The organism is Methanolobus sp. (genome assembly GCF_030682845.1).
In the GTDB taxonomy this organism is placed as follows: Archaea; Halobacteriota; Methanosarcinia; order Methanosarcinales; family Methanosarcinaceae; genus Methanolobus.
The window spans coordinates 12,099-28,669 of record NZ_JAUXNK010000083.1 but is presented as its reverse complement, the minus strand read 5'-3'; the positions used below and the strand labels follow the sequence as shown (position 1 = coordinate 28,669).

The following is a 16,571-nucleotide window of genomic DNA, read 5'->3' as shown; positions in this document are numbered from 1 at the left end:
GATGAAATATTGTAGTAACAGCACACATCCTTTCTGATGATGATGTCGTTTCAGTGAACTCTTTGTTCAGTTCATGGATGTTGGATATTGATGGCTCATTTATTGTATACGGCTCCAGCTCACGAATCCTGCTCAGGATTTCAGGAGGGAGAAAATCCAGCTCTCGCTCTCCCCAAAAATCATTGTTATGATCCAGTACATTTAATGTGGCTACAAAAGGCGCCATTTCATCGACGATGATCTTTGATATAGAAGTTAATTCATATTTATCGCCGCGGCGACTGATCAGATAGTTCTCTTCCAGTATCTTCAATTGCGGAAGTAATGCCTGCCGGGTGGTATTCAGTGATTGCAGCAGCATTGTTATCTCTTTAGGTCCGTCCTGCAGCAAAAGCAATGAGTTTTTCCGTTTCTCAGACGCAAAGATGACATCAAGTAGCGGTTTCTTCATAAACATCCTCTAACCCGACATTCCATCTCACATCTGACCATTATTAACCTGTGACCATTACTAACCTTAATAGAATGTCTTTATACCTATTATCTGACATTATGCTACTTAAAACAAATTATATAATACTGACAAGATAACTTCTAGGCAGGTTGAGGCGCCTGGAAACCACCACGCTTTAAGGCGCCTTTATCTTACGAATCCGAGATGTTCCCCAACATCTCTCAATTGATCCACTCCCGCGTTTGCGGGCACCCCACTGCCCACAACCATAGTAAGTCACCTTTTTTATTTAACCTGAACCTTGATTAATTTGACACTGAGGCTGAAGATGATATTAAATGCTATCTTCATGTGAGCAATGTTTTTTTAGCAGCGTTAAATCTTCAAACGCTTCTTTGATGACTACCCGGTAATGATCTCAGTCTTGAATATAACGTACCAGAAGAGCAAAGAAAAAGATATGAAGCATGCAATTATAGAACTAACTGGGAAATCAGAGTGGTCAGCATAATGTAACTTGAATTTCAGCTAGCTGTCCTGCTCTCCAGATACGTCATTAAATGAGGATAATGAGGGAAAATCGAAATGATATTCAAGCGGATTAAATCAGATGGCCTGGCTCATCTGTCCTATTTCATCGGCTCGGGAGATGAGGCAGTTGTCATCGACCCCAGGAGAGATTGCAGGATATATGCCGACACTGCCAGGAATGAAGGCATGAAGATAAAATACATCTTCGAGACCCATCGCAATGAAGATTATGTGATTGGTTCCCTTGAACTGGAACGTCTTACCGGTGCAAAGATCTATCATGGCAGAGGCGTGGATTTCAAGTACGGGAACTATGTGGATGAAGGCCAGGATTTTCGTTTTGGCTCGCTGGGCCTGACAGCCCTGCATACTCCGGGTCATACTGATGAGAGTATGTCCTATGTCCTGACTGACCTTGAAGCAGGTGAAGAGCCGGTGATAGTCTTTACCGGGGATGCGCTGTTCATTGGCGATGTAGGAAGGACCGATCTCTATGGTCCGGACGAGGCGCCCAGGATGGCTTCCAATCTGTATGACAGCATTTTCAACAAAATACTTCCTCTGGGAGATGGGGTGATATTATGCCCTGCGCATGGTGCAGGTTCGATGTGTGGAGGTGCTATCGGGACACGGGAGCATAGCACACTTGGACTTGAGCGCATTCAGAATCCTGCTCTCAGGAACACAAATAAAGAGGATTTTGTAAAATACAAACTTCAGGAGCGTCTGGAGTTTCCACCTTACTTCCGGCAGATGGAAAAATACAATCTGGAGGGTCCTCCACTTTTACATGATGAGCCAAGCCCGGAACTTCTCTCACCGCATGAGTTCAGGGAGAAAATGGAAAATGGAGGCGTAGTTGCAGATGCACGTATGCCACACTCTTTCGGAGGCGCTCATATAAGGGATACCTATAGCATCTGGCTTGGAGGCTTGCCTTCTTTTGCAGGCTGGGTGCTCCCATACAATGCGCCTATTCTTCTGGTGCTGGAAGATAAGGAGCAACTGGAAACAGCGGTAAGATATCTGATCAGGCTCGGGTATGACAATGTCGCAGGTTTCCTCAATGGCGGGATTGCAGCCTGGTATATCGAAGCTTTACCTGTGGAGGGTTTTAATCTCCTGTCGGTCCATGACCTGAAAAATAAACTCGATGCCGATGAGGAGCTATTTATCCTGGATGTAAGAAGTGACGATGAATGGGAGAGCGGACATATCGAAGGTGCAAGGCACATATATGTAGGGCATGTGGAAGAGAATCTCGATAAAGTACCAAAAAACTGCCAGGTGGTGGTTTACTGCGGCTCGGGACGACGCTCTAATATTGCGGCTTCCATTCTGAAAAAGAACGGTTACAGGAAAGTCTTCAATGTACTTGGAAGCATGAGCGCATGGAAGAGTGCAGGATACGAAGTCATAAAATAGGCTTCCGCATAGCAATATACCTAAAAATAAATGAAGGGGATGCTCTCCCCTTCAGAGGATATAGGCTTTAAGCGGCGGGAAACCGTTGAAAGCTATGGAGCTATAACTCTGTGTGTAGGCGCCAGTAGTGAAAATGTAGAGTCTGTTACCTTCTTTGAGAGTATGGGGGAAAGCGTATTTATGGTGCTCGTAAAGGATGTCCATACTATCGCAGGTCGGACCTGCAAGGATCACTTCTTCAGCGTAACCTTTTTTTTCACAATATATAGGGTACTTGATGGACTCCTCAAGTGTTTCAATAAGTCCTCCGAACTTCCCTATGTCAAGATAAACCCAGCTATACTGATTATATCTGGCTTTCTGTGAGATCATGACAACCTCGGTTACGATGATGCCCGCATCTGCTGTGAGTGACCTGCCGGGCTCAATGATGATCTCAGGCAGTTCATCGCCGAAATCCTCATGTAGAAAACGGCGTATCTCGTCAGCGTAGGTTTCAAGCTCATGGGCGGGAGAGATATATTTTGCAGGGAAGCCGCCACCAAGGTTGATCATCTTCAGCTGGACACCCTTTTCAGCCGCAGCCACGAAAAGATATTTGCACATAGAAATGGCGCTGTCCCACTGTCCGATGTCGCGCTGCTGCGACCCAACATGGAAAGAAAGACCATAAGGCTCAAGGCCCATTCTTTTAGCCTTGAGGATAAGCTTGTATATTATATCAGGGTGGGCGCCGAATTTGCGGGAAAGAGGCCAGTCTGCTCCGTCACTTTCGGTAAGCACACGGAAAAAGACCCTTGAACCCGGTGCATTCTTTGACAGTTTCCGGAGGTCGTTCTCTGAATCAGTGACAAAGAGCCTTATTCCTTTTTCATATGCATAGGCGATATCCTTTTCTTTTTTGATGGTGTTCCCATAACTAATGCGCTCCGGCTCTATCCCGAGCCTTAAGAGCTGGTCGATCTCATAGACCGTTGCAGCATCAAAATTAGAGCCTTTGTTCTTGAGAGCAACAATGACCTCATCCATAGGGTTTGCCTTGACCGCGTAATGGACTTTCACAAAAGGCATGTTGTCAATGATCAGATCGTACATTTTCTCGATCTTTTTCAAATCAACGATTAAAAAAGGGGTTTCTTTATCCTGGGAGAACTTTTTAATAGATCTGAAATCTTTTTCGGAAATGAAATCTGCCAGAGGAAATTCATATAACTCTTTTCTCATATCTACTCCTTTTTGCCTGTAAGGCTGCTAATGATTTTAGCACATAACCTATCCGGCTTGAATTCGGAAGCTTCATAGCCGCATATTCTGGTAACACGGGTATCACTGTGCTCAAATGGATTTCTAAGACTTTCTAATCCATTATTTTGATAACACGTGAGTGAATTTGTCTAAATTGGATTTCGAGTATTTAAAACTAATTCCTGAGATTTACCGGGATATAATGAGGTTCAAAATGCTATAATAATCGTTAATAATTGCTTTTGCTAATAAAGAGCTCAATTATCCTCTATTTCCGCCTGAAAAGACCCTCCGGCATTTTAGAAGTATTTGTCCTCTTAGAAGGGCTTTCATCTTCCAAAGTGGGCTTTTCAGTGCTTTAAGGAGAACATCACCTTATAGAGACAAACACTGTAACACCATACAAATGATAACCGGGAGTTAACATACACCTGATTGTTATCGAACCTGGGTCAAATAGAAGTAATTAAATGGCATTAATATGTTCCATTGTGAGGAAGGATGATCGTTGCTGGAATACAAGTTATATGTGACTGATGAGACTGATGCTTCAAGCATCGAACTCTATAGAGCCTTGCTTGAGGAAGTCAGGGAAAAGCACAATGCTCCTTATCAGATGATAGATGTCGCCACGCTGGATGATGCGGAGAAGGAGGAGCTTGCCGAATCTATCCGTCTGGTCAGCAGAAGGAATGCCATTGGGGTTGTCAGCAAGGGCAGTGGAGCTCTTCCGATATCGCGCAACAAGAAGGTAGGTAAGCAGGGCATTCTTGTCCAGCTTGAGGATGGGCGTATCAGGAACGTGTATCCACATGAGGTTAATAAGAAAAGAATGGATATCGCCTCCCACCTTAAAGCCCTTATAAGAGCCGACAACCTGACTGATGCATTCGGCCAGGAGTCAATTTCCGAACAGGATATCTCCAGGATGATATCGACTTTCCCTGAGCTTATTGATAATGGGCTCAAATTTGTGGATACTGAGGTCGAACTTATTGGCGGGAGGATAGATGTTCTCTTCCTGAGTGAAAATGAGGACCATCTCCTTGTGGAGATCGAGATCGAAGCCCGGGATAATGCAATTGGCCAGGTCCAGAGGTTCAGGATACCCTATTCGGAGAAATACAATGTCCCGACTGACAGGATAAGGCTTGGAATTGTGTGTGCCAGGATTGCGGAAAGCAGGCTGATTGCCTGCAAAGGTGCAGGCATAGAGGTGTATACACTTTCCCTGGAGAGGAAAGCCTGACATGCTGCATGCTGTTGTGCACAGAATGGAAAAGCTCATAAATGAGCCACGCTTCTTGATACAAAAAGAGACAAAGATTATTGAAAATGAGCCATAGGAGCTGTTTCATTCTTTGTTATGAATATCAACTGACCCTTATCGAGCCCTGATACCAATGAGACTCTATAGCACTAATCTCAAGGCAGAGGAAGTTTCTTTTGAAACTGCCCTGATAACCGGCCTTGCCCCTGACAAAGGCCTGTACATGCCAAGACAGCTTCCTTTATTCTCAAAGGAAGAACTCATGTCCCTCAAGGATGAAACCTACCCGGAGATAGCTTTCAGGTTACTTGGGAGGATATTGGAGGGAGAGATTGATGAAGCATCCCTCAGGGCAATAGTATATGACGCCTACAACTACGACGTCCCTCTTGAGAAAGTAGACGAGACCACATATATCATGCGTCTTGACCGCGGCCCGACATCCTCTTTCAAAGATTTTGCGGCTCGTATGATGGCAAGGCTCATGCAGTATTATCTCAAGAAGGAGAACAGGAAGCTGACAATACTCACAGCGACCTCCGGAGATACCGGAAGTGCTGTTGCTCATGCATTCTATGGCCTGGACAATATAGACGTCATTGTGCTCTTCCCGCGGACCGAGGTATCTGACCGCCAGCGCAAGCAGATGACAACCCTTGGGAGGAATATAACCGCCCTGTCAGTAGAAGGCAAGTTCGATGACTGCCAGGCGATGGTGAAGCAGGCATTTGCGGATGATGAATTGAAACACATGAATCTCTCATCGGCCAACTCCATCAATATAGGCCGCCTCATACCCCAGTCCATCTACTATTTCTATTCATACCTGAAACTGAGGGATTACCCGGAGAAGATAGTGTTCTCGATACCCTCCGGAAACTTTGGGAACATGATGGGCTGTGTGCTTGCAAAGACCATGGGTCTGCCTGTCCAAAAAATAGTGGCTGCTGTTAACGAGAACGATGAAGTGCCATGCTTCCTGGATACAGGCAGGTACGGCAAGATCGAACCTTCAAGGAACTGTCTCTCCAATGCCATGAACGTGGGCCACCCGAGCAACCTGGCAAGGCTGATAACTATATACGGCGGGGAAATGGACGAAAAAGGCAACGTTCATAGCATGCCAGATATGGAGAAACTGAAGCAGGACATATATTCAATTCCAATAACAGATGAGGACACAAAGGCAACTATGAGAGAGTTCTATGAAAGGCACAACATTTTGATAGAGCCGCATGGGGCCGTCGGCATAAAAGGCCTCACGGAATATAGGAAAGCCACAAAGGACCAGACCCTTGCTGTGACCCTGGAAACCGCAGACCCTGCCAAATTCCCTGCAGAGGTAAAAGCAGTGATAGGTATCGAGCCTGAGCCACCGCAACACCTCAGGGAGATAGAATCCAGAACAGAGCATATGGAGCACCTGACCACTGGCTATGAGCAGTTCAAGGGCTACCTTAAAAGAAAAAGGGGTTAAGTGATACGGCAGGCAGCCTGCCGTATCCCTGTTTCAGATAATGGTTTCAGATCATTGCAGCAACGTTATTATGGCTGATGATAAAAAAGAACCCTATGGCTATGAGGAATGCTCCGCATGTGTAAAGCAGTCTCTGGTGGGTACGGCGTGACATGAATTCCTTGCCTCTGGAAAATGATGAAGATACTGATACAAGAAAACCGAGATCTGCCAGCCAGTGGCCGATGATAAATGCAACCACTGCGAATACGCCTGCCAGGTACTGCTGCATGATAATAGCGCTCCCGGCTGTCAGCCACCAGAAAAGGTAAGTCGGATTCAATGCTGATGTGAGAATGCCTGCAGATACGGGACCAGAGGAAATATCGAGTTTACCGGCCGAAGCGGTAATGTCCATTGTCAACACCTCTTTTGCTTTGCGGATGATGATCGCCCCGAAAAGTATCATCGAAAGGCCACCCACTATCGCGATGTGAGATAGCATGTCCTTCATTATAAAAGATGAGGCGCCTGCCAGAATAAGCAGGATTATAGATATTTCTACCAGAGAATGACCGCCAAAGACATAAAGTCCGGTCCTCCATCCTTTCTTAATGGATATGCCGATGGTCGCAAGCATCATAGGACCAGGTATAAGTGCAGCGGAGACACCGATAGTGAAGCCAAGAATGAAAGCCTGGACCAGAGTTATTATATCAATTGGCATGGAAAGTCAGCTTATTATATAATATCCCCTATATATAACTAATTCATTCTAAGGAAATATAGAAACAGGCATCATCCTAACTAAAATTACAGTATGGATGCAGAAAGTGTATAGTCATACTATTTTACAAGGAGGCATACGAAAAAAATAGGGTATTTGCTCTGTCCTGCATATGTGATTAAAAAAGAGGGCTCAGAGTGCCTGCAGTCAGGAAATCTTGCCAGAACCTCTGTTTCATTGTATCTCAATATCAGTAGACTATCTTTGAGATGTCCATCTCAAGGATATCTTCAGCACCCAGTGCCTTGAGTTTGGGTATCAGAAGATTTACCTCGCTCTTGTTGACAACGGTCTCCACAGCATAGTAATCAGATTTGTACAACTGGGATACTGTCGGACGCTTCATGGATGGCAGGGACTCTATGACAGCATCCAGCTTGTCAGCCGGGACGTTCATGTCCAGGAGCACTTTACCCCTTGCTTCGATGACAGAAAGCAGCAGGGTCTTGATCTCCTCTATCTCCTGCCTCTTCACGGGGTCTTCCCAGCTCTTCTTGTTGGCTATGAGCTTGGAGGAGGATTCCATGATGATATCCACTATCTTGAGACCGTTCTTACGTAACGTGGAGCCGGTCTCTGTCAGGTCCACGACGACATCCATGAGGTCGGGAACCTTCGCTTCGGTTGCACCGTAGGAGAAGTGGACATCCACAGGAACTCCGCGGTCTTCAAAGAACTTCTTTGTCAGGTTCGGGTATTCTGATGCCACCCTGCTGCCTGGCTTAACATCCTTTGCGCTTTCAATATCGCTGTCCTTGGGGACTGCGATAACTATCTTTACATTGCCTGCTCCCTGCTTGCTGTAGGGCAGGTCTGCGACCTCCATAATATCGGCGTTGGATTCCCTGACCCAGTCAAGCCCTGAGATGCCGAGGTCAAAATAACCGTCGGACACATATCCTGGAATCTCCTGAGGCCGCAGGATCTTGATCTTTCCTATTCTCGGGTCCTTGATGGTGGGATTGTAGTCCCTGTCGGTCTTCTTTATCTCCAGGTCCGCCTGTTTGAAAAGGAGATAGGTCTGTTCCTCTAAACTGCCTTTGGGAAGAGCTATGCTTATCATTTTTACATCTCGCATGAGTTATGATCTTGTGAATGTAACATAAGGGATATGATTGTATTTAAAAAGTGTTTCATGTGGGTGCTGAATCATAGCCCATGGTTTTTATCTCATATCATAAAATTAAAAATGTGATAGCATAGCTAAGGACTTTTATGTCACTATTTGGGTGCCACAAGGAATATAATCGATTATAAAAATTTTAAGAAAAAGCATGAGATTATACGAAAATATTCAGAAAGCATTTGTGAAAGGCAGTGGAAGACTTAAGTTTCACCTGCTTCCTGTGTTGATCTTGATCAACTCTGCCTTTCACTTTCGAGATAGGGTCCTATCTTTCATGTCAGGATAGAATCGATATCCCGACAGCCCCATTCGAATGAAATTTGAATGAAACTGCAATTAACAATAGATTTCCATCATACTTAACATAACCGTTAATTAATCAAAAGCTGCTGCCTTTAATTTTCATGACGTTGAAATCCGGGGATGTATAGTTAAGTTAATTGACGATCACATCTTCTCCCAGCTTTCTCCTCTGCCTTTCATCAATCTCGGCTTCCACTGATTCCTCCCTTGCAGTCTTTTTGCCGCCGACCCATTTATCCATGACCACGCAGGCGACAAGGTCTCCTGTGACATTGACTGCCGTGCGGCTCATATCAAGTATCCTGTCCACTCCTATTATAAGAGCAATGCCCGCAGTGGGTATGCCTACACTGGCCAGTATGAGTGCAAGGATAACAATACCCACGCCTGGGGTAGACGGAGTTCCGATAGAAGCCCCCACAACTGTTATCATCAGCAGTACCAGGGCGCCAAAACCAAGCTCGACACCGAACACCTGGGCAAGGAAGACCGCTGCGACACTCTGGTAGAGGGCCGTGCCGTTCATATTGATGGTTGCGCCCAGCGGGATGACGAACTGGGAAATGGACGGCCTTACACCTATTTTCTCCTCAGCGGTCCTGATGGACAGCGGCATCACTGCAGCAGAACTGGATGTCGAAAAAGCGAGCAGCATCACATCCCGGATCGACTTGATGAAACCGATCGGCCCTCTTCGCGAAACTGCATACACTATCACCATATAGGTCAGCAGCAGTACCAGAAGCCCAAGCAGCACAGTTCCTACATAAACCAGCATGCCCAGAAGAGCATCGATGCCAAGGTTGATGGTAAACTTGCTTATCAATCCAAATACGGCAAGGGGCGCAAGCAGCATGCTCCAGCGAACGACTGTCATGCTGACCTCCTGCAATGAGCCCAGCAACTCAAGCAGCGGCTTGGACTGCACAGGAGCCATGGAAACAAGTGCCACGCCTATGATTATAGAGAAAATGACAACTTGGAGCATTTGTCCTGTAGCAAGCGCCCCCAGGGGATTAGTGGGAAGTATTGTGGTGATCATCCCTGGAACTTCTGCAACATCAAATGCATTTACAGGCACACTCACATTGCTGTTTTGGACTGGAGATGCTCCTGTTCCCAGCGTCTGTTGGACCATTTCACTGCTGATATAACTACCCGGGCTTATCAGTAGGGCCAGGCCAAGTCCGACAATGATAGCAAATGCTGTTGTTGCAAGGAAATATCCCACTGTCTTCATGCCTACCTGCCTGAGCTGTTCCATATCCTCACCTGCAGCGATCCCGCGGATAATGGATGCAAAGACAAGAGGGATTACGATCATCTGCAGCAGTGCAAGGAAAATGTAGCCTGGAAGGGCCAGCCATTCACCTATGATGTATGAGATTTCCCTGTCCACAAAGCCTGCAGAAGGACCAAGCACAAGTCCCGTGATAATGCCAAGCATCATCCCTATCAATATCTTCAGCCACAACCTGCCTCTTACGAGAGACTGCAGATGGTGGCTGAGATTCTTCAAAGAACGGGGATGTATAAGAGAAACCGGGTCTGAAGCTAGTTTTTTACCTGGCATACCATGGGATTCGATCTCATCTTAAAAGACCTTTTTGGTTCAGGTAAACAAAAGAAGACCTGTTTAAAGAGTAAACTTTCAGGTTTTCCATCGCTTTAAGGTAGGAAGAAAGCTGCTATTCATCCTCTTCGCGTCCTCATAGGTCATGATCTTCATATCGTTCATGATATGGGAGCATTTGTCTATCATCTGCTCCAGTGTGATATCAGGCACTTTCAACGACCCCGACTGAACTCGGATGCTTGCACTTCAAGTTCTCAGTTAGCTGAGCAGAGTACAGCAGGCTGGTTGACAGCAGCCCTTGAAGCAATGTTCGGTGCACTTGCCGGTACCACTACCACCGGCGCTTATATCGAATCAGCGACCGGCATTGAAGAAGGTGGAAGGACCGGACTTACTGCAGTTGTTATTGCCTTCCTTTTCACGTTGGGCTTGTTCTTTTATCCTGTCTTCTCAGCAATACCGCCAGCCGCTACCTCTCCTGCTTTGATGGTCGTTGGTCTTCTTATGATGGGCTCTATAAAGAAGATAGATATGGAAGATCTCACTGAGATGATACCGGCCATGGCAGTGATAATCCTCATGAGCTTTACCTATAATCTCGGAGTTGGCCTTTGTGCCGGTTTTGTCCTCTTCCCCCTCCTTAAACTGGTCAGCGGTAAAAGAAGCGAGGTTAAGCCGATAGCATGGGCATTGTTTGTCCTGTGCTCCATGTTCTTCATATTCTATCCATACTAAGCTGGATGATTACTCCTGCCATTAAAGCAGCAGTCATCTAACCCAGCAAAGAATAAGTCACAAAGAACATGGATGAAATATGAACGCAAGAGGAGGCTCCCATTCCTCCCCTCACAAACTCACGCAGGGACCTGCATCTTCTTTTCACGGTCCCAGTGGCGGTGTTCTTTCATTGCAGCTATAAAGGATTCATTGAATGCGTTACTTCCGCTGGAGTTACGGACCGTCACAACGCCCCTGTCTGTCACAACAGCAGAGCCGGGCTCTGCAAGGTTAACTCCCATTATGCTGGAAGCTGCGAGCAGGTCCACGCCGTCGCCTGTCGCTCCGATAGGCTTGCAGTGCTTGAAAGCTTCATTAATGAAGTGGATAGCATCTCCCTGCATCTTGAGTATGTTTACGCTCTCCTGACCTCCGGGAATATATATTGCGTCATACATAACAGAAGCTGCACCTTCATAATTCTTGTCGACTTCCATTTCCTTCCCATCGGAACTTTTAAGCATCTTCCTGAACTTTGAAATGAAATCGGCCTGTGCTCCTGCATCCATCAGGGCCTTCTTGACGCTCTCTATCTCTGCATAGTTATATCCGTCAGCAGCAAGAATCGCGATCTTTCTGCTCTTGATCGAGTCCTTGCGTGTATGCTCGCTCAGCTCCTGGCTGACGTTCCTTGACTTCTTTGTCACAGGAGAGCCTCCCTTCATTTGAGGCGCATCCGCAGCAACACCTTTTGCTATCTCAACAGCAAGGTCCCCATCCACATTATTGAACATGTCCACGATACACTGCCTGATACTGCGGTCCTTGACCTTTCCCACCTCGAAATGGAAGGCCTTTATGATGTGCATCTTCTCAGGCTCTGACATGCTGTTCCAGAACAGTTTGGCCTGGCTGTAGAAATCCTTGAACTTCTCGCTCCTGGCACGGATCTTCCGGCCTTCCACCTTCTCTGCATAGTGCACGAATGCCCCTTCCTCTGCAGATGCAGGCCTTGGAAGGCCCCCGGCAACCGTGTTTGGGAAGTAGCTTCCCTTGCCTTTGTTGATGGTCATGCGGTTGTAGCCTTCACGCTGGTTATTACTGATGGGTGCAAGAGGCCTGTTGATAGGTATCTCGTGGAAATTAGGACCACCAAGACGTATAAGCTGCGTATCGAGGTAGGAAAACAGCCTGCCCTGCAATAGGGGATCGTTGGAGAAATCTATACCCGGAACTATGTTCGCAGGACAGAACGCAACCTGTTCCGTTTCCGCAAAGAAGTTGTCCGGGTTTCGGTTAAGCGTCATCTTACCGATCCACTTGACAGGCACATCCTCTTCCGGCCAGATCTTTGTCGGGTCAAGGATATCAAAGTCAAAGTTGAACTCATCCTCCTCTTCAAGGAGCTGCACACCCAGCTCATATTCGGGATAGTGTCCCATCTCAATGGCTTCCCACAGGTCACGCCTGTGGAAGTCAGGATCCTTCCCTCCTGTTTTCTGTGCCTCGTCCCATACCATTGAATGGATACCAAGCATTGGCCGCCAGTGGAACTTAATGAACCTGCCCTTACCCTGTGCATTGACAAAACGGAATGTGTTGACACCAAATCCCTGCATCATCCTGTAACTTCTCGGGATGCCGCGGTCTGAGAGCAGCCACATTATCATATGAGCATTCTCCGGATGCTGCGCCACGAAATCCCAGAACGTATCGTGAGCCGCTGAGGCTTGTGGTATCTGATTATCCTGTTCAGGCTTGATGGAGTGAACAAGGTCCGGGAACTTCATGGCATCCTGAATGAAAAAGACCGGGATATTGTTACCCACTATGTCGTAATTGCCTTCTTCAGTATAGAACTTCGTTGCAAAGCCGCGCACATCTCTTACAGTATCGGCTGAACCCCTGAAACCAACAACTGTAGAGAACCTGACAAATACAGGCGTCTTCTTAGAAGGGTCCTGGAGGAACTTTGCGGAAGTGTACTCCGTCAGGGGTTCATACACCTGGAAAAATCCATGTGCACCGGAACCCCTTGCATGAACTACCCTCTCAGGTATACGCTCGTGATCAAAATGGGTCAGCTTCTCTCTGAAGTGAAAATCTTCAAGCAGAGTTGGTCCCCTTTCTCCCGCTTTGAGCGATATATCTGTATTTTCGACCCTGAGTCCCTGATTGGTCGTCAGGAACTCTCGTTCCTTATCCTCACTGAACTGTTCAAGTTGCTCGTTTTTGCTATTTTCATCTACTTTCCTTTTATCCATGATCTTGTCCTCTTCAGTTGTCTGATGGAACGTATCAAATCCCCTGTGTTGCCACTTAGATTGAATACGATAGCACGAGCAATCTTCTGATCGCACATAACGGAAAGAGGCAGACAAGCACTGTTGCTCTGCGGAATCATCCTGCCTTATTTTATGGCATACTATGATGGAAGTTCCAAATGACTATACAATAAGCTCCAGATCCGTTCTAATAGAATGGCTGGCTGCTCAGATATAAGCCAAGCTACTTTCTGCTACCTACTCCCCCTTTAAATATAGGTGTTAATCATTATTTGAACGTTTTTATATCTCTTAGGGCATATATTTTCAATTCCAATGCTTCAAAAAAAGTAATCTCATGCGTAAGGTCTGATTTTGCTGTTGACCATGGGGATTGGGAACATTACTGCGACCACATAAAAATAGGATGGCTTCTCAGAGCACACCCTCAAAGTAATGTCCCTGTGTGATGTGCTCGCTCCCGGAAAGTGGCCTGCAGCTTTTCCCCTCCAGCCCGCTCCTGTAAGCCCGTATTGTTTCCCTTATCTCTTTTTTGCTATTCATGGACAGGTCAAGTCTAAGCACGTCTACGCCGCTGTCTCTCAGGCTCTCCAGGTGCTCACGCATATCAAGCACCCTTGAATGATAGATCAAAGTGCGCCTTCCCATGCGTTTTACAGGGAAATTCTCTCCCCTGTTATCTTCAAGTGATACGTTGCTGTCCTGGTCAAGGATCTTTCTGTCAACAAGGGGCTTTAAAAGATCGTTCTCTGTTATAAGAAGCAATTCCCTGCCATATGCAAGCACTTCTAACTGATGTTGCTCTCTGTCCTCTCCGGCAGCTGAGGAAATGTCCTTTATCTCCTCCAGGTTCAGTTCAGTGGAAAGCGTGACCCTTCGGGCTCCCGATTCAAAATAAGCATAAGCTGTGGCATTATTGAATATATTCAGCTCCCTCTGGGCCACAAACGGTATTCCCATCTGCGCTGCAACTCTTACGGTGCCGGGATTTGAGCATGCTACCGTGAATTTTGCCCGGTGCACATCTTCCATCAGCTTTTTAAGAGCCTCAATCTCATGGTCGAAAGCCACCTGGGGGGTGACAAAGACTATCTCTGTTCCCTTTGCCCGGAGCTCACCGGTATGCAGGTTGTTCTGAGCCTCTGTCAGTTCACTGAACATCTCAATAGGGATGTAAATGATATCAGCACCGGCATTCGCAGCAGCAAACAGTGATTCAGTGCTGCTGACATCAGCGCTCAAAAGGAGTCGTTTTCTGGTTTTTGCAAATGGGATGTCTACAGGCTTTATGTCTTGCTTCCCAGATTCCTGGATCGAATATACATCTGCAGCAGGCTGTTTCTGCTCTCTCTTATATAATATCAGAACCGCTTCCTGGAGAAGCGACGCTACCTGCCTCCTTGCATTGGTAAGGACACCAACAGGTATGAAGATGTTCTCATCTAATACAACTTCGACAGAGCCTGCATGATAGGGTGTGTCGCCAAGCTTTTCCATAGCCAGCGATATCTGTTCACCTGTAGTTGGAGAGCTTATCGCCTCCGGAACAACAAAATCATCTGTGAAGGATACAGAGTTTCTGTTCTCTTCCATCTCTATCCTGAGCTTTTCTCCAAGGCGGGCAAATACCCTTATGTTAGCCGGGATCGTTCGTAGCTTCTTTTTCCGGATGCTGTCGATGAGCCTGTTGTCGGTTGAAAGGAATACTTCGTCCTGTGGTCGGACAGCCTTGCCAGTCTTGGGGCTGATCTCAAGAATAACCTCTTCGCCTTTTGAGGCTTTTTCAACCCTTTCCCCTCCCGAAGTGATGAAATCGACCCTGCAACCGAGCATTCTCATGCTGGTGAGTATTCCGATCCCATCTTTATCATTGATATCCTGCAGAAGTTTTATTTTCAGGCCCGCATGGTGTTTTGACCGGGATATCTCCTTTACCCTGCCAAGGGAAAGACCATAACTTGAACTGTATTTCTGGTGTGTGACATCCCTCTGTCCTGAAACAAAACCCCCTGTAAAGCCTCTGTAAAACAGTTTTGCAAGGTCTGTCTCATAAGCCTCAATTTCCTGAGGACTGAGATTAATACCGGTTTTGCATATCCTCTCGACTGCCGTCTTATAAGCTTCAGAACTTGCGGTCACATACTCCGGTTTTTTCATCCGCCCTTCTATTTTCAGGCTTTTTATGCCGGTCCTGACTATACTGTCAAGATCGGGAAGAGTGCAAAGTTCGGCACAGCTTATGGGATACTCACCTATCATTCCCCTGCCTGCCTCCTCTCCGTCGATCATCAGATGGTACTGCCTGCGACACGGCTGTGTACAGGCTCCCCGGTTTGCACTTCGGTCGCTAAGAAAACTGCTGAAGAGGCATCTGCCCGAGTAGGAATAGCACAGAGCCCCGTGAACGAAGAGTTCAATATCAATATTGCTCCTGCCGACGATATCTTTGACCTGTTCCACAGTGAGCTCTCTTGAGAGTATGACCCTGGATGCACCAGCCTCTTCAGCAAAGGTAACTCCCTCCAGATTATGTATGGTCATCTGGGTGCTTGCATGTAATGGAAGGTCGGGATAGGTGCTGCTGAGAATCTTCATCAGTCCCAGATCCTCAATTATGATTGCATCGATCCCATAGGAATACGCCTTATCCACAACATCGAGCGCATTCTGTAATTCTTTCTGTTTGATTGGGATGTTAAGTGCCAGGAAAACCTTAACGCCTCTGGAATGCGCAAGGTTTATTGCTTCTTCCAGTTCATCCAGCCTGAAGTTCTTTGCCCCTTTTCTTGCATTAAAATCCTCTACCCCAAGGTAGACAGCATCAGCTGCTCCCTTTATTGCACCAAGCAAGGCTTCTGTATCGCCTGCAGGAGCAAGTATTTCCGGCGGCTGGCAGTATTTGTAAATATTATCACTAGCGGTCATTTTCACAAGGTATGATGTTTATCTTTAGTGTTATGATAGTACCTAACAAGTATATTATTTAAAACGGTTTCTCAGAACATCCTTTGGTGTGAGGTGTCCAGTTCTTGTAGAAACTTCATATTTTTCAGACGACACGAATAAATATGATCATCCTTCTCCTTAATCTAAAAAGGAAGAGAAAACAAGATGAATTGTTCTAGAGGGGGGTGTTCATTTATGGCTATAAGTAAAGTTTATTTTCAGATCATCTGTTTTATCGTGTTCTCACTCTTATACTTGATTATAATCAATCTGTATTTTATGTCCAGAGGAACTACCGTCTGGGTTTTTGCTCCGGGCACCCTGCTGGTTGGTCTGGTAGGTTATTGGATAGCCGGCTATCTGTATGTTCGCTACTTTAAGTAACAACATACTAAAACACCAACATAATAATAAAATGTAACATTACCAAAAGAAATATATACATATGAA

General features: G+C 46.2%; 12 protein-coding genes. 4 read left to right on the top strand and 8 right to left on the bottom strand.

Translation table 11 applies throughout. The features are described from left to right. A partial coding sequence (locus Q8J68_RS11690; protein WP_370867638.1) for a helix-turn-helix transcriptional regulator occupies positions 1-451 on the bottom strand: 451 nt, incomplete at its 3' end. A gap of 588 nt (positions 452-1,039) precedes the next feature. Between Q8J68_RS11690 and Q8J68_RS11685 the strand changes: the two genes are divergently transcribed. Beyond that, the gene (locus tag Q8J68_RS11685; protein ID WP_305311692.1) at positions 1,040-2,410 is read left to right on the top strand and encodes a rhodanese-like domain-containing protein; all 1,371 of its coding nucleotides are present in this window, start codon (positions 1,040-1,042) and stop codon (positions 2,408-2,410) included. A gap of 51 nt (positions 2,411-2,461) precedes the next feature. Here the strand turns inward: Q8J68_RS11685 and Q8J68_RS11680 are convergent, their stop codons facing one another. Continuing rightward, complete coding sequence (locus Q8J68_RS11680) at positions 2,462-3,634, bottom strand: type III PLP-dependent enzyme (protein ID WP_305311691.1); 1,173 nt, start codon at positions 3,632-3,634, stop codon at positions 2,462-2,464. A 550-nt stretch (positions 3,635-4,184) separates the two neighbouring features. Here Q8J68_RS11680 and Q8J68_RS11675 point away from each other — a divergent pair. After that, positions 4,185-4,904, top strand: coding sequence for an endonuclease NucS domain-containing protein (locus Q8J68_RS11675; protein ID WP_305311690.1), 720 nt, complete (start codon positions 4,185-4,187; stop codon positions 4,902-4,904). Positions 4,905-5,058: 154 nt separating this feature from the next. Next, entirely contained in the window at positions 5,059-6,402 is a 1,344-nt protein-coding gene (thrC, locus tag Q8J68_RS11670) for a threonine synthase (protein WP_305311689.1), read from the top strand. Between the two features lie 46 nt (positions 6,403-6,448). Here the strand turns inward: thrC and Q8J68_RS11665 are convergent, their stop codons facing one another. From Q8J68_RS11665 to Q8J68_RS15005, 4 genes are all read right to left on the bottom strand, one after another. After that, positions 6,449-7,108, bottom strand: coding sequence for a LysE family transporter (locus Q8J68_RS11665; RefSeq protein ID WP_305311688.1), 660 nt, complete (start codon positions 7,106-7,108; stop codon positions 6,449-6,451). A 250-nt stretch (positions 7,109-7,358) separates the two neighbouring features. Next, positions 7,359-8,246, bottom strand: a complete 888-nt coding sequence (gene hisG, locus Q8J68_RS11660; protein ID WP_305311687.1) for an ATP phosphoribosyltransferase — start codon at positions 8,244-8,246, stop codon at positions 7,359-7,361. A gap of 484 nt (positions 8,247-8,730) precedes the next feature. Continuing rightward, on the bottom strand, positions 8,731-10,170 hold the full coding sequence (locus Q8J68_RS11655) for a dicarboxylate/amino acid:cation symporter (RefSeq protein ID WP_305311686.1): 1,440 nt from the start codon (positions 10,168-10,170) through the stop codon (positions 8,731-8,733). A gap of 78 nt (positions 10,171-10,248) precedes the next feature. After that, complete coding sequence (locus tag Q8J68_RS15005; RefSeq protein WP_370867637.1) at positions 10,249-10,359, bottom strand: zinc ribbon domain-containing protein; 111 nt, start codon at positions 10,357-10,359, stop codon at positions 10,249-10,251. Here Q8J68_RS15005 and Q8J68_RS11650 point away from each other — a divergent pair. Beyond that, entirely contained in the window at positions 10,339-10,908 is a 570-nt protein-coding gene (locus tag Q8J68_RS11650; RefSeq protein WP_305311685.1) for an NCS2 family permease, read from the top strand. The two genes, Q8J68_RS15005 and Q8J68_RS11650, sit on opposite strands and share 21 nt — an antisense overlap. 119 nt (positions 10,909-11,027) lie before the next feature. On the opposite strand, the gene Q8J68_RS11645 is transcribed toward Q8J68_RS11650, so the two are convergent. Further along, positions 11,028-13,154, bottom strand: a complete 2,127-nt coding sequence (locus Q8J68_RS11645) for a catalase (RefSeq protein WP_305311684.1) — start codon at positions 13,152-13,154, stop codon at positions 11,028-11,030. 435 nt (positions 13,155-13,589) lie between these two features. Then, positions 13,590-16,100, bottom strand: coding sequence for a DUF3656 domain-containing protein (locus Q8J68_RS11640; protein ID WP_305311683.1), 2,511 nt, complete (start codon positions 16,098-16,100; stop codon positions 13,590-13,592). Positions 16,101-16,571: the final 471 nt, after the last annotated feature.

What these genes read in the sequence shown, in the direction of transcription:
- Q8J68_RS11685 (WP_305311692.1), top strand. Translation starts at nt 1,040, where the DNA reads ATGATATTCAAGCGGATTAAATCAGATGGCCTGGCTCATCTGTCCTAT.
- Q8J68_RS11680 (WP_305311691.1), bottom strand. Translation starts at nt 3,634, where the DNA reads ATGAGAAAAGAGTTATATGAATTTCCTCTGGCAGATTTCATTTCCGAA.
- thrC (WP_305311689.1), top strand. Translation starts at nt 5,059, where the DNA reads ATGAGACTCTATAGCACTAATCTCAAGGCAGAGGAAGTTTCTTTTGAA.
- Q8J68_RS11665 (WP_305311688.1), bottom strand. Translation starts at nt 7,108, where the DNA reads ATGCCAATTGATATAATAACTCTGGTCCAGGCTTTCATTCTTGGCTTC.
- hisG (WP_305311687.1), bottom strand. Translation starts at nt 8,246, where the DNA reads ATGCGAGATGTAAAAATGATAAGCATAGCTCTTCCCAAAGGCAGTTTA.
- Q8J68_RS11655 (WP_305311686.1), bottom strand. Translation starts at nt 10,170, where the DNA reads ATGCCAGGTAAAAAACTAGCTTCAGACCCGGTTTCTCTTATACATCCC.
- Q8J68_RS11650 (WP_305311685.1), top strand. Translation starts at nt 10,339, where the DNA reads ATGGGAGCATTTGTCTATCATCTGCTCCAGTGTGATATCAGGCACTTT.
- Q8J68_RS15005 (WP_370867637.1), bottom strand. Translation starts at nt 10,359, where the DNA reads ATGATAGACAAATGCTCCCATATCATGAACGATATGAAGATCATGACC.
- Q8J68_RS11645 (WP_305311684.1), bottom strand. Translation starts at nt 13,154, where the DNA reads ATGGATAAAAGGAAAGTAGATGAAAATAGCAAAAACGAGCAACTTGAA.
- Q8J68_RS11640 (WP_305311683.1), bottom strand. Translation starts at nt 16,100, where the DNA reads ATGACCGCTAGTGATAATATTTACAAATACTGCCAGCCGCCGGAAATA.